Source organism: Pseudomonas fluorescens (assembly GCF_001623525.1).
Classification (GTDB): Bacteria; Pseudomonadota; Gammaproteobacteria; order Pseudomonadales; family Pseudomonadaceae; genus Aquipseudomonas; species Aquipseudomonas fluorescens_Q.
In genome coordinates, this window is sequence record NZ_CP015225.1 from 1,285,156 (window position 1) to 1,299,361 (window position 14,206).

Here is a 14,206-nt window from a genome sequence, read left to right on the forward strand (position 1 = left end):
GCACCTGGAGCAAATGAATGAACGTTAAACGCATCGCCTTGAAACTGGGTCTCGTCTCGCTGCTGGCTTTCGGCACGAGCCTGCAAGCCGCCGAATCATCGTTGCGCATCGGTATTGAGGCGGCTTATCCACCATTCGCCTCGAAAACTCCGGACAACGCCATCGTCGGTTTCGACTACGACATCGGCCAGGCACTTTGCGCCGAGATGAAGGTCCGTTGTGTCTGGCAGGAACAGGAATTCGACGGTTTGATTCCAGCGCTCAAGGTGAAGAAGGTCGACGCGGTGATTTCCTCCATGTCCATCACCCCCGAGCGATTGAAGTCGGTGGACTTCACTGATCGCTATTACCGAATCCCGGCGCGCCTGGTGTTTCGCAAGGGCAGCGGCATCAACGATATTCCGGCACAACTCAACGGCAAGCGGATCGGCGTGCAGCGGGCCACCAACTTCGATCGTTATGTCACCGATCACTTTGCCCCGGCGGGCGCCGAGGTAGTGCGCTATGGTTCGCAGAACGAAATATTCCTCGACTTGCTGGGCGGGCGCCTGGACGCGACCATGGCCAGTTCGGTGGTGATCGACGAGAGCCTGCTCAAGCGTCCCGAGGGCAATGATTTCGAATTTGTCGGGCCCAATTTCACCGAGGAACAATACTTCGGCACCGGCATCGGCATTGCGGTACGCAAGAACGATACGCTGGCGGGCCGCTTCAATCAGGCACTGGCGACCATTCGCGCCAACGGCACTTACGAGCGGATTCGCCAGAAGTACTTTGACTTCGATATCTACGGCGAATGATGTTCGAGGCTGGTTTTTGGCCCGCAGGCTATATCTGCGGGCTTCCTGTTACACAGCACGGAGTGATCCATGAAAACCAAAGCGGTATTGACTGAGCAGGACGTTGCGCAATTGCTGGTGGCGGTCAAGGAGCTGGCTCACCAGCGTCAATGGGCGGTGTCGGTTTGTGTGGTGGACGACGGTGGTCACCCCCTGGGGCTGCTACGCCTGGACGATGCCTCGCCGTTGTCGGCCTATATCGCTACCGAAAAAGCCCGCACGGCCGCCATGGGGCGGCGTGATAGCAAGGTTTTCGAAGACATGATCAATGGTGGTCGTTACGCGTTTCTCAGCGCTCCGCACCTGCAGGGGATGCTTGAAGGTGGGGTGTGCATTCATCATGACGGCCAGTGCATCGGTGCCATCGGGGTTTCTGGGGTCAAGGCTGAGCAGGATGCTGAATTGGCTCGTTTGGCGGTGGAGACGGCGTTGCCGGTGATTACTCCGGATTCCTGAGGCGGCTATAAACCTGTGCAGCTTGCTCGTGATAGCGGTGGGTCAGTTACAGATGCATCTACAGACCGAACACCATCATGAGCAGACCCGAATTCCACAAGGTTTGCACAAATCTTCCAGACACTCTCCTCATCAGCCGTTAATCTGCCAAGAGCACATTCACCAAGCGGGATAGGGCATGACAGCGCGCAACTGGATCGATCTCAAGCAGGACGCCACGTCCGGTATCGAGACCGTGCGCGCGCATTTCGAGGGGCATGCCTATGATCCCCACTGGCATGACACCTATCTGGTGGGCGTGACCGAGCAGGGCGTGCAGCAGTTTCATTGCAGGCGCCAGCAGCACAACAGTACGCCGGGCAAAGTGTTCCTGCTCGAACCCGGCGAGCTGCATGACGGCAATGCCCCCCACGACCACGGGTTCACCTACCGCACGTTGTACCTGGAGCCTCAATGGCTGGAGCGCGAATTGCGTTCCTTGTTCGACGTGGCGCCGGACAACGCCCAGTTGGGGTTTGCCGCCACCCTGACGGACGATGCGCGGCTGGCGAGTGCCACGGCCATGGCCTTCCAGAGCCTCCACGAGCAGGAGATCCGCATCGTGCGCCAGACGGCCCTCGATACGCTGTTGGCCAACCTGACCCAGCACTTGCATTGGCGGGCGCGGATCAACCCGGATCCGCGGCTGCCATTGGTGGCGCAGCAGGCCCGGGATTATCTGCACAGTCACCTGAGCGAAGACATCGGGCTGGATGACTTGGCGCAGGTCGCTGGCGTGGATCGTTTCCGCCTGACCCGTGCGTTCAAGGCGGCATTCGGCCTGGCGCCCCATGCTTATCTGATCCAGTTGCGCCTGGCCCGCGCCCGGCGCCTGCTGGCGCGTGGCGAGAGTGCCGTGGCAGTGGCAGCCATGCTTGGTTTTGCCGATCAAAGTCACTTGGGCCGCTGGTTCCAGCGCGCCTATCGCCTGAGCCCGGCGGACTACCGCAAGCGCTGCTCAATTGTTCCAGACTGACCACGGCTTCATGGGGATGATCAAGCGATTGATCATTCACCGAGAAGTTGCTCCATGGACCAGTTACTGCCGTTTGCCTTGTTCGCCTTTGTCGCCTCCATCACACCGGGCCCGACCAATATCCTGGTGCTGAGCCATAGCTCGCGTTTCGGCCTGGCCACCACCTTGCCGATCATCCTCGGCGCGTGCGCGGCGGCAGCCTTGTTGGTGCTCCTGGTCGGCACCGGATTGGGGGATGTGCTGGCGCGCCATGCCACGATTCAGACGTTGCTCTCCTGGGCGGGCATAGCCTGGTTGAACTGGATGGCTTGGCAGATTTTCAGCGCGCCGGCCCAAGCCATTGACCCGGACCGGCCCGCCGAAGGCCCGCGACTGGGCCTGGCGGGAGCGGCCGGGTTGCAGTTGGTGAATCCCAAGACCTGGATGATGGCGCTGGCGGTGGTCAGCGTGTTTGCCGGCGCCGAGGCTGACCGTACCGTGCGGGTGCTCTGGCTGTCCCTGGCGTTTTTCGCGATTTCCATCCCGTGCATGACCGTGTGGGCCTATCTGGGCCTCGGTGCGGCCAGGTTCTGTCGTTCCGCGGTAGCCATGAGCCGGTTCAATCGGGCCATGGCGGTGTTGCTGCTGGTGTCGGCATGGGCGACGTTGGTGGTCTGAGGGATCGGAAAGAACCATTGTGGCGAGGGAGCTTGCTCCCGCTGGGGCGCGAAGCGGCCCTGAAACCTGGCGACGCGGTGAATCAGGTTGATTGAGCGGGCCTTGAGCGGGGGCTGCTTCGCAGCCCAGCGGGAGCAAGCTCCCTCGCCACAATGGGTATCCCGGCCCATCTGGCTCTATCGCCGGTCAGCTTTGCAAGTACACCGCATGGGTATGGGTGTACTCATACAAGCCATGCTTGCCATCAGCCCCGCCCACCCCGGACTTGCGTACCCCGGCATGGAACCCCTGCATGGCTTCGAAATTTTCGCGGTTGACGTAGGTTTCGCCAAAGTCCAGGCCTCGAATGGCGTGCATGGCGCGACCCAGGTCTCGGGTGTAGATCGAAGAGGTCAGGCCATAGTCGCAGTCGTTGGCCAGGGCGATCGCTTCGTCCAGGTCGTCGATGATCTGGATGGGCAGTACCGGACCGAAAATTTCCTCGCGCATGATCTGCATCGAGGCGTTACAACCGGCCAGCACGGTGGGTTGGAAGTGGAAACCGTCGGGGCGGTCTGCCACGCGACCTCCGCTGATCAGGCTGGCACCTTGCTGCAGGGCGGTTCTCACTTTGCGCTCGACGCTGTCCAGGCCATGGCGGTTGATCAAGGGGCCCATCTCGATATCGGGCTCGGCCAGCGGGTCGCCGTAACGGGTGGCGGACATGGCCGCGCTGATGCGTTCGATGAACTGATCGGCGACCTTGCGCTCCACGTAGACCCGCTCGGCACAGTTGCAGACCTGACCGGTGTTGATGATCCGTGAGTCGCGAATCGCCTTGACCGCCAACGCCAGGTCAGCGTCCGCCAGCACAATGGCCGGGGCCTTGCCGCCCAGTTCCAGGTTGAGCTTGGTAATGTTCGGCGCCGACGCCGTCATGATCCGCGAGCCGGTATCAACGCTGCCGGTAAAGCTGATCATGTCCACGCCTTTGTGACCACTCAAGGCCGCGCCCACCTGGCCGTCGCCACACACAACGTTGAACACGCCGGGCGGCAAGTCGGTTTCGGCCACCAACCGGGCGAATTCGAAGCAGTTGTTCGGGGTTTCTTCGCTGGGCTTGATGACGATGGTGTTGCCAGTCAGCAGGGCCGGGGCCATTTTGCGAGCGATCAGGAAAAACGGAAAATTCCACGGCAGGATGCCGGCCACCACACCCAGGGGCTTGCGGAACAGGAAGATGTTTTCCCCGGGGCGGTCGCTGGTGATGATTTCGCCTTCGATGCGCCGGGCCCACTCGGCCATGTAGTCGAGGTAGTCAGCGGTGAAGTTCACCTCCACTGCGGCCAGGGCGCTGGTCTTGCCTTGTTCCAGGGTGATGGTGCGCGCCAGGTGCGCAACGTTCTCCCGCAGTTTGCCGGCGATGCGTCGCAGGTAACCGGCGCGTTCGATGGCCGGTTTGGCCGACCAGGCTTTCTGCGCGGCGCGGGCGGCAGCCAAGGCCTGATCGACATCGGCGGCGGTGGAGGCCGGGCCCCGGGACAGCAATGCACCGGTGGCCGGGTTGTACACGTCCAGGTGTGCTTCGCTGTGGGTGAACTGGCCGTTGATGAAGTTCTGGAACACAGGAACGGATGACATGGCAGGCTCCTTCAGTAAGTGCGCGACGGCGCTTGGACGGTGGCAGGTTCGCGATAGCGGGCGAGGGTGGCCTGGGCGCTCTGGCGCAGCAGGCTGATGTCGATGGCCACCGCAATGAACTGGCAGCCCCAAGCCTGATAACGACGTGCATCGGCTTCGTTGGGCGCCAGGATGCCGCAGGCCTTGCCCGTCGCGAGGGTGGCGTCGACCGCGTGCCGGATGCGCTCCTGTACCTCGGGATGTCCCGGGTTGCCTGCATGGCCGAGACCGATGGACAGGTCGGCGGGGCCGATGAACACCGCGTCCACGCCCTCGACGGCAGCGATGGCTTCGACGTTTTCCACGCCCGTGCGCGATTCCACCTGGACGATCAGGCACAGTTCTTCATGGGCGGTGGTGAGGTAGTTCGCCACACCGTCCCAACGAGTGGCGCGGGTCAGGCCGCCGCCCACGCCACGAATGCCATGGGGCGGATAACGCATGGCGCGTACCAGGGCCTGGGCCTGTTCGGCGGTTTCGACCATGGGAATCATCAGGGTCTGGGCGCCGACATCCAGCAACTGCTTGATCAGGTTGGCGTCACCAGTCACCGCCCGCACCACCGGCGCGGTGGCATAGGGCGCCACGGCCTGGAGCTGGCCGAGTATGCTGGGTACGGTGTTGGGCGCGTGTTCGCCATCGATCAGCATCCAGTCGTAACCGGTGCCGGCGATGATCTCGGCGGCATAGCCGGTGGCGAAACCGGCCCAGATACCGTACTGGGGCTGTGTTGAGGTGAGCGCGGCCTTGAAGGCGTTGCGGGGCATGTTCATGGCGTGCTCCTTTCGCGGTGATAAGGTCGGTGCAACTGGCAATCCGGATTGAGCGTCACGCCGAAGCCAGGCTGGTCAAGCACCGACAGGCGCATGCGGCCTTCCACTGGCACCGGTTCACCCAGCAGTTGCGGGTGGAACATCGGCACCACTTCGTCGGCCTGGGGCGCCATCATCAGGAACTCGGCGAATGGGCTGTTATGCCGGGTGGCGACGAAGTGATAGCTGTAGACCGAGGAGCCGTGGGGGATTACCAGCGCGTTGTGGGCGTCGGCCAGGGCCGAGATCTTCACCAGTTCGGTGAGGCCGCCGCACCAGCCAACGTCCGGCTGGATGATGTCGCAGCAACCCATTTCCAGCAGCATGCGAAAGCCCCAACGGGTGGCCTCATGCTCACCGGTGGTCACCAGCATGCCCTTGGGTACGTTGTTGCGCAGCGCGGCGTAGCCCCAGTAGTCGTCGGGCGGCAACGCCTCTTCGATCCACTTCAAACCGTGCTCGTGGGCGCCGACCGCGAGTTTGGTGGCGTAGTTGAGGTCCAGGCTCATCCAGCAATCGAGCATCAGCCAGAAATCGGGGCCGACTCGCTCGCGCATGGTTGCCAGGGCTTCGAGATTCTTGCGCAAGCCTTCCTCGCCTTCGGCCGGGCCGTGATGCAAAGGCATCTTGCCGCCGATGAAGCCCATTTTCTGCGCCAGGTCCGGCCGCGCGCCGGTGGCATAGAACTGCAATTCGTCACGCACCGCGCCGCCGAGCAATTGATGCACCGGCTCCTGGCGGATCTTGCCGAGCAAGTCCCAGAGCGCCAGGTCCACGCCGGAAATCGTGTTGATCACCAGGCCCTTGCGGCCGTAGTAGAGCGTCGACTGGTACATCTGGTCCCAGATCTTCTCGATGTCGGTCACCCGGGCGCCTTCAACGAATCGTGCCAGGTGCTTTTCAACGATGTAGGCCGCGGGCTCGCCACCGGTGGTCACGGCGAACCCGACGGTGCCATCGCTGGCTTCGATTTCCACCACCAGGGTGCCGAGCACATTGATGCCGAAACTGCGGCGGCTCTGGCGATAGTCCGGGTACTTGCTCATGGGCGTGGCGATGTGATCGTCGATCCAGTGGCCGTCGGCCTGGTCGTGATAGTCCGCGCCGCCGCCTCGAAGCACGAAGGCGCGAACGTGTTTGATTGTGGGAATACCCATATGTGCAGCTCCTTGAGTTAAACAGTGGCGGGCGTCTTCGAAGCGCGTTGGCCGGGCGAGTGGATACCCAGCACCAGCAACGCGGCGATAACGGTGGTAACGGAGAGCAGGTAGAGGCCTGCGGCGGGAGAGTGGAAGGCGCCTTCGGCCCAATTCTTCAGCACCGGGGCGATAAAGCCGCCGAGGGCGCCAAAGGAGTTGATCAACGCGATGCCCGCTGCTGCCGCGCTGCCGGCCAGGTAGCTGGATGGAAAGGTCCAGAACACCGGCTGCACGGCGATGAAGCCGGAAGCGGCGAAGCACAGGGCGATGATTCCCAGCAATGGGCTGGAAACGCTCACCGAGCAGGCGATTCCGGCGGCTGCCATCAGCAGGGTCAGCGCGGCGGTACGGCGGCGCTGGCCGGTGCGGTCGCTGTAACCGGGAATCAGGTAGGCCGCGCACAGCGCGCAGATCCATGGAATGGCCGTGACCAGCCCCACCATCAGCCCGACCTTGCTGCCCAACAGACCGCCGACCTGGGTCGGCAGGTAAAACACCACGCCATAGACGCTGGCCTGGATCAGCAGATAAATCAGGCACAGGTACAACACCGAAGGTTGGCACAGCACGCTGAGCAGGCTGCGGCCGTGGGATTGTTTGTGCTGGTCCTCGGCATCGAGCAGCGACTGGACCTGCCGGCGTTCCTCGACCGTCAGCCATTTGGCATCGGCGGGGCGGTTGTCCAGGTACCAATAGGCCCAGATGCCCACAGCCGAGGCCATCAGGCCTTCAACGGCGAACAACCACTGCCAGCCGTGAACACCGGCAAAACCGTCCAGCTCCAACAGCAGGCCCGACAGCGGGCTGCCAAAGATGAACGCCAGCGGCGCGCCGAAGTAGAAGAAGCCCATGGCCTTGCCCCGGGCCGCCGAGGGGAACCAATAGGTGAGGTAGAGGATGACACCGGGAAAGAACCCGGCTTCGGCCACGCCCAGCAAGAAGCGCAGCACGTAGAAACTGGTTTCGTTGTGGGCAAAGACCATGGCCGCCGACACCAGGCCCCAGGTGACCATGATCCGGCACATCCACAACCGCGCACCGACGCGGTGCAGGATCAGGTTACTGGGCACTTCCAGCAGTGCGTAACCGGCGAAGAACACGCCCGCACCAAACGCGAATGCGGCGTCGCCGATACCGGTGTCGGCCTGGAAGGCCTGTTTGGCGAAGCCAACGTTGGCCCGGTCGAGAAAAGCCATGATGTACATCAGTAGCAGGAAGGGCAGCAGGCGCCAGGAAATCTTGGCCAGTACAGACACAGGAAGAGTCTTCATCGCGGGAGTCCTTTAGCAGGTATTTGTTCTTATGGGCTGGACTGTACGGCGGGCGATTGATGCGTTACAAATCGAATTTCGCTAACAACCGATACCTTGAAGGTATCGGTAATCAGGGGCCTATCAATGACTCATCCTGTATTGTCGCGCAGTCTGTTCAACCGCCTGCGCTACAAACACTTGCACATGCTGGTGGCCTTGAGCGCCAGCCAGAACCTGCACCGGGCATCCCAGAGCCTGAACATGTCGCAACCGGCGGCGACCCGGATGCTGCACGAGATCGAGGACATGTTCGGTTGCGACCTGTTCGAGCGCCTGCCCCGGGGTATGCGCCCGACCGCCCTGGGCCAGGAACTGATCCGCTTCGCCGAGTTAGCCCTCAGCGGCCTGGATCGCTGCGCCGAAGATCTGCTGGCGCGCCAACAGGGCGGTTATGGTTACCTGTCCATCGGCACCATCATGGGAGCGGCGCCGGACTTGGTCATGGATTCCATCGCGCGGATCAAGGCGCTCAATCCGCAGCTGCGAATCCGCATCATGGGCGATACCAGCGACCAGGTGATCCAGTTGCTGGAGCAAGGTCGCATCGACCTGGCCATCGCCCGACGCAACGCTGCTACCGACAGCGAGCACTACGACTTCGAACAACTGGGCAATGAACGACTGCTTGTGGTAGTCCACGCCGGCCATCCCTTGGCACGGCGCAAAAAACTGGCCCTGGCCGAACTGGTCAGCGACTGGCCATGGATCCTGCAACCGGAAACCAGCCCGGCGCGCATCGGCCTCGATCAGGCGCTGCAACGCCTGGCGTTGCCAATGCCAGCGGACATCATCGAGTGCAGCTCGGTGTATTCCATGCAGCAGCTGATCCAGCTGACCGACGCGATCATGGTGCTCTCGGAAACGGCGTTGCGCGATTACCTGAAAATGGGCCTGGTGGTGGCGCTGCCAGTGGCACTGGACGTACAACTGGCGCCGTTTGGCATGTTGCGGCGCAAGGGTGAGCCGGTGAACCGGGAGCTGGGACTGTTCATTGACCTGCTACGCACCCAGGCCGCGGCGCGAAGGTAGCACTGATTCGCTTGCTGCGCTGACACCCGCAACCCCTTGCAACGGTTGCGCGGTTTCAAAAAATAATCGGTTTGGAGAGCATCGGCCACCTCAACGCATTCAATCGCCCCCAAGGAAGGAGGTCCAACATGTCCACACTCGAGACCCATGTCGAGTTCATCCACGCCAGGCTGCCCATCTGGTTGAAACGCGCCTCGCGAGCCCACCAGAAACGGTTCAAGGTCCTGACCCAGCAATTACAACGCGACAGCGACACCCTCAATGCGCTGATGGTCGACTTGCCGGCCCCCGACACCTTTACGCGCGACCTGCTGCTGGCTCAGCCGCCCGTGCAGGCCTGGGGACCGGTGAAGGGCAAGGGCGGCGTCGTGGAGGCGGTACGTCGGGCACGGGTCAAGCGCGATGCCTTCGGCACCTCGTTGTCGGTGATCGAAGCGGCCATGCGCAATTACCCTCCCGCCGATGCCGCCGTCGGCAGCGAGTTCGACAAGAAAGGCGAGCTGTTCATCAAGGGCCAGCCCGGGGAGTTCCATCGCTGGGGCGCTCCGTCAGCGACCCTGCCGCTGCCCATGACCCCGGCCAGTTTCGCTCTTCTGTGTCGAAGCATGGACGCGGGTGGCGCTTACCAGCGTTTGCTCGAACAGCGGCTGCCGCGAATCGGCGCTGAGGTTCCCGCCGTTGCCAAGGCCTACATGGCCTATGCACGCAGTCAGCTGGCCTACGACGCCTACGAGGCGAAGCTGGATGGGCGCCTGGATGAGACCGGTGAGCGTTTGCTGGCCTATGTCGGTGTGCAGCTCGAAGATCGGCCCGTGGAGCCTCTGGCTTGCGAGATCAAGGCACTGCAAGTGCTGTCTGTGCCGTTGTTCGGTGCTCGGGTCTACTGGGGGGTGGCAGGGAACGCCCAGGGCGTACGCCCGGTGGTCTTGCACTTGCCCCATGACGTGGTGGCGCCCGTCAAGCAATTCCCCAGCCTGCAGGCCATGGCAGCGCAGCTGGCCGAACGATTGCGCAAGCGCAGCTATCGCCAGAGCCTGATGCGTTACCTCCCGTTGCGCCTGCAAGCCCAACTGGGCGATGCCCTGCATGATCAAGTGGAATGGGAGATAAAGGACAACCTCAATCTGTTCCAGGAAATCCATGCGCGTGTGACCGGCTGGCGAGAAGGGGAGCTGGGCGAGGGTGGCAACCCCAGGCGTATCCGGGTGCCGACGCCCCACGTGCCCTGGAGTCTTGGCGATGTGCGCAAAAATCAATGGGACGATCGCTATCACGAATGGCGTACCCATATCCTGGCCAATGCCTCGACGCTGATGGTCCCCACCAAGGACCAGGACTGGCAGGCGCTGCTGGCACGCTTCGAGTATTGGGAAAGCCTCGCGGAGCGTTCGCTGATGCTCGCCGTCAGTTTCATCCCGTTTTGCGCGCCGATTGGCATGGCCGCAGCGGCGGTGGGTGGAGTACGCCTGGTGTATGAGTTCTTCGAAGGTATCCAGGCGTTCAACGAAGGCCACGCCCAGGAAGGCATCGACCATATCTTCAACGTCTTGTTTGGGATCGCTCAAGGCGCCTACCTGGGGTTTATCGGTGGGGCCGTTGAACCCATGCCGCTGAGTGACGGTACGACACGCCTGTGGAACGGCGATGTCACGCCGTTCCAGGCCCGGCAGCGCCCCCCCTTGGTGGCCGAACAGGACGCCTGGGGTGTTTGGCGCACGGCCGACCAGGCGTGGGTGCAGGTCGAGGGCCAGTATTTCGAGGTCCAAGGGACTGCCGACGCCTTGGGCTTGCGCCTGCCCGCCGGCCATCGAGGCGTGACGCCTCAGCTGGAATGGAGCCGTGCTCGCGGCTGGCGCTGGGCGCACCGCAACCCATTGCAGCGCAGCAACCTGGAATTGCTGCGCGACTTTGCCGAAACGCCAGGCGAACTGGACGACAAGACGATCCTTGCCTTGCAGCGACAGGCCGGCATCAGTGAGGCGCACCTGCGTTACCTGCAAGTGGAAGGACAGCCGCTGCCGGCGCTATTCGCCGACGCCCTGAGTGAAGCGCGCAACTGGCAAAAGGTGCAGCAGACCATTGGCCGTCTGCGCCGCGATGAAGCGCCAGGGCATGTGCCTGTTCAAATCACGCAAACCCTCGTGGATCTGCCGGGTTGGCCGAAGGACTTGATGTTGCGCTACCACGACGGCGGACAGACTCACTCCGCAGGCGACACAGCCGCCACGCGCGCGCTCGACGTGCACGACGCAGACCTGGAGCAAGACGCCTGGGCGGGTCGCATCCTGGCCGGATTGAGCGTGAATGAACAGCGCACGCTGCTGGGGCAAAGCCCCCTCGGACTGCGCCCGGTGGAGCGCAGCCGGTTGTTGGCCGGGCGCTGGTCCGACTATCTGGAACGCCATGGGACGCAAGTGAGCGCTGCCCTGGCCCGGCCCGCAGCGCTCGATCCGCAGGCCGTTCCCGTGGCGCGTGCTTTCCCGGGCCTGCCGGAGTCCTTGGCCAACGAACTGGCCAGCCAGGCTCGAGGCCAGGACCGGTTGCGCCTGCTTGAAGGCCGGGTGACCGGGCGGCTGGGCAAGCAATGTGTGGAAGCCTTGACCGAGCTGCGCCTGACCCGTGTCTTGCGCGCCCTGGAGCGCGGCGAAAGCAGCGCCGACCGGGACGCCATTGTCATGGGGTTGCTGGGTGACACGGCGCGATTACACGGTCGGCTGCACCTGCGTCTGTCCTCGCCCGAGCAGCAAAGCCCGCTCACGGTGGGAGAGGCAGGGCCTTTGAAAGTCATTCGCCAGGAGGACGGCCAATACCTTCCCTTTGACGAAACGGATAACGAACTGGCTGGGCCTTCGAGCCTGGAAGAGGCATTGCTCAGGGCGATGCCGGACGAAGCGCGCAATGCCTTGGGCCTGAATATCTGGGACGCAGCCAAGCTGCGTGAGGCCCTTCTTGAGCAAGCCCTGGATGATCGACAGAGTCTGCGTCCGTACCTGCGACTCAAGCGCTTCGACAACATGAATGAGGGGCCGCAGTGGCTGAACGGATACTTTGGTTATCCCATGAGCGGCCGTGGCCGACTGCCGTTGCGGCGCTGGCTTGGCACCCTGCAAGGGCGCCTTGAACGGCTGTATCCCCACCATACCGGGGCCGCCTTCGAGGGGTTGCAACGCAGCTTGACCGAGCAGGCCGAGCGAGAAGGCACCAGTCTCGATGACCTGGTTGGCCGGTTGACGACTGAATGGGCAACCCTGGATGAAGGGCTGCGCCAATGGGAGGTTGAGGAGGGCCTTCATCACCCTAACGAGGGCCGTTACAACCGTGATGAACTGATTTCGGTGCGCAGGGAGGTGACGAGGGAAATCCGCCGGGCCTGGCGACGTGAACCCGATCCGGACCGGGAAGATAGCGAGTTGATATTGCGTCTATCGGGATGGGACATCGGCCGGCTTCCGCCCCTCAGCGCGCGTTTCGACCATATCGAAGAACTGATGTTGGCGCACATGGGCTTGAGTGAAGACCCCTCGGATTTCCTACGGCTGTTCCCCAATATCGAGACGCTGCGCCTGCACGGTAACCACCTCACCGCCGTGCCAGCGGCGGCCGGCGAGTTTCGCAACCTGCTGGAGCTGTCATTGGGCAGGAATCCGCTCAACCTGGACGCGGATGCTTTCGCCCCCTTGCTGGGCGCCGACCGCGCTCCCTGTCTAGAGGAACTGAACCTGTCCGAGGTGAGCGGCGGGACCGTACCCGGTGCAGACCGAGCCGTGGCCATCGGTCGCTTGGCAGAATTGCCCTCGCTGCGGGAGCTGGTATGGTCCGACAACTTGCATTTCACCCCCGAGGAATTGCAGGCCATCACCGCTTTACCGGGATTACGCACCCTGGACCTGGCTCGCTGTGGCCTGCGCCTGGATGAGGAGGGCAGTGCATTCCTGCGTAGCGCCACGACCGTCAGGGATTTACGGCTGAGCGGTAACAACTGTCGCGATTTACCGGACCTCCCCGAACTGGTGTCCTTGGAGGCGCTGGAGCTGGCCAACGCCGGGCTTGAACGCGTTCCCGCGCTGGCATTGCGGTTGCTCTCGAAAACCTCATCCGAGCCAATCTTCATCGACCTCAAGGGCAATCGCATCACTGACATTCAGGGTGACTTGATCCCGGCGCTGGGCAACCTGCCAACGGGGAATACCCTTGGGCTTTGGCTCGAAGATAATCCACTGCCCAGCGCCCAGATCCGAATTCTGCGGGCCGTGGACCCCCAGGCTTTTCGCTACACCGTCGACGACTGGCTTGATCCCTTCAACGAACTCCAGCGGGCGTTGGAAGTGGCCCGCGACGATGCCGGCGGACGGCGTTTCATCGATTGGTACTCTGGCCTCATCCGTGACGCCGATGCCGATGTGCCGGGTGGGTTGGCCGCAGGTGATCGACAAAGGGCGACCAGCATCCTGCAGTACTACACCGGTTTCCCGGACATCTATGCCGACCTCTCGGCACGGGTTGCGGATTTCGACCAGCAATTGGCTCAACTGCGCACACGCTTGCAGGCACGCGTGCTGGACAGGCAACCGCCGGACGTCGCCGAACTGGAGGCGCATTTCCTGATGTTCCAGGCGGTTCAACGTGCCCGCCTCGAGCGGCAAAGGGTGCCTTTCGCGAGTTTCCTGGGTCGCCACCATGACTATTGGGGCAGAGTATTGAGGGGGCGTTATCCCGACGTCTCGCAGTTGCGGGCGGCCATGACTCGGGAAGGCTTCATCAACTGGCTCAGCGACGCCCAGGACTCCTTCAACGGCAACGATCAAATACCCCGCGTCGGCGAACTGACCTGGCGTCCCTACCTGGGGTTGATGTCCCGCGAGTGGTCCGACGGCTTGGCGATCTGGGACACCGTGGAAGACGATCTGGTGGATGCCTTCAGCGAGCCGGTGGACCCTTCCCATTGGCCCCAGGTATTGCTGGATAACCTGGCACACCCGGATGCCGACCTGCCCAGTGCCCTGGAATCCGTCACCGGGCCAGAGGGGATCGTCTGGCACCGTGTGAGGCTCGAGGCGGTGGCGGATGTGGATTGGGCCGCCGGCCAGCCGGTGACGCTCAGCGAAGACCAGTTGCGGCGCACCATGGCCATCTATCGTTCGGTCAAGAGTCGGGAGGTTGAAGTGATGGTCAAGCGGATCACCACAGGCCTGGTCAGCCCTTGGTGGTCGTTGCGCACGCAATAGAG

10 protein-coding genes are annotated in these 14,206 nt (G+C 62.9%); 6 read left to right on the forward strand and 4 right to left on the reverse strand.

Annotated features, from left to right (window positions below):
* Positions 1-17: 17 nt before the first annotated feature.
* From TK06_RS05525 to TK06_RS05540, 4 genes are all read left to right on the forward strand, one after another.
* Positions 18-800 (forward strand): ABC transporter substrate-binding protein, encoded by a 783-nt coding sequence (locus TK06_RS05525; protein WP_063321187.1) that lies wholly within the window; start codon positions 18-20, stop codon positions 798-800.
* 69 nt (positions 801-869) lie between these two features.
* Complete coding sequence (locus TK06_RS05530) at positions 870-1,295, forward strand: GlcG/HbpS family heme-binding protein (protein WP_063321188.1); 426 nt, start codon at positions 870-872, stop codon at positions 1,293-1,295.
* 178 nt (positions 1,296-1,473) lie between these two features.
* Positions 1,474-2,310, forward strand: a complete 837-nt coding sequence (locus TK06_RS05535) for an AraC family transcriptional regulator (RefSeq protein WP_063321189.1) — start codon at positions 1,474-1,476, stop codon at positions 2,308-2,310.
* Positions 2,311-2,364: 54 nt separating this feature from the next.
* Positions 2,365-2,967: a LysE family translocator gene (locus TK06_RS05540; protein ID WP_063321190.1), complete on the forward strand. Its 603-nt coding sequence runs from the start codon at positions 2,365-2,367 to the stop codon at positions 2,965-2,967.
* Positions 2,968-3,153: 186 nt separating this feature from the next.
* Here the strand turns inward: TK06_RS05540 and aldA are convergent, their stop codons facing one another.
* The 4 genes from aldA to TK06_RS05560 are packed head-to-tail and all read right to left on the reverse strand — an operon-like array spanning position 3,154 to position 7,908.
* The gene (aldA, locus tag TK06_RS05545; protein WP_063321191.1) at positions 3,154-4,587 is read right to left on the reverse strand and encodes an aldehyde dehydrogenase; all 1,434 of its coding nucleotides are present in this window, start codon (positions 4,585-4,587) and stop codon (positions 3,154-3,156) included.
* A gap of 11 nt (positions 4,588-4,598) precedes the next feature.
* Positions 4,599-5,399, reverse strand: coding sequence for an aldolase/citrate lyase family protein (locus TK06_RS05550; RefSeq protein ID WP_063321192.1), 801 nt, complete (start codon positions 5,397-5,399; stop codon positions 4,599-4,601).
* A complete protein-coding gene (rhmD, locus tag TK06_RS05555; protein WP_063321193.1) occupies positions 5,396-6,595 on the reverse strand; it encodes an L-rhamnonate dehydratase in 1,200 nt (399 codons plus the stop codon). Before rhmD ends, TK06_RS05550 begins: the two co-directional genes overlap by 4 nt.
* 17 nt (positions 6,596-6,612) lie before the next feature.
* Entirely contained in the window at positions 6,613-7,908 is a 1,296-nt protein-coding gene (locus TK06_RS05560; protein ID WP_063321194.1) for an MFS transporter, read from the reverse strand.
* A 126-nt stretch (positions 7,909-8,034) separates the two neighbouring features.
* Between TK06_RS05560 and TK06_RS05565 the strand changes: the two genes are divergently transcribed.
* Complete coding sequence (locus tag TK06_RS05565; RefSeq protein ID WP_063321195.1) at positions 8,035-8,979, forward strand: LysR family transcriptional regulator; 945 nt, start codon at positions 8,035-8,037, stop codon at positions 8,977-8,979.
* A gap of 128 nt (positions 8,980-9,107) precedes the next feature.
* A complete protein-coding gene (locus tag TK06_RS05570) occupies positions 9,108-14,204 on the forward strand; it encodes a dermonecrotic toxin domain-containing protein (RefSeq protein WP_063321196.1) in 5,097 nt (1,698 codons plus the stop codon).
* Positions 14,205-14,206 lie beyond the last annotated feature (2 nt).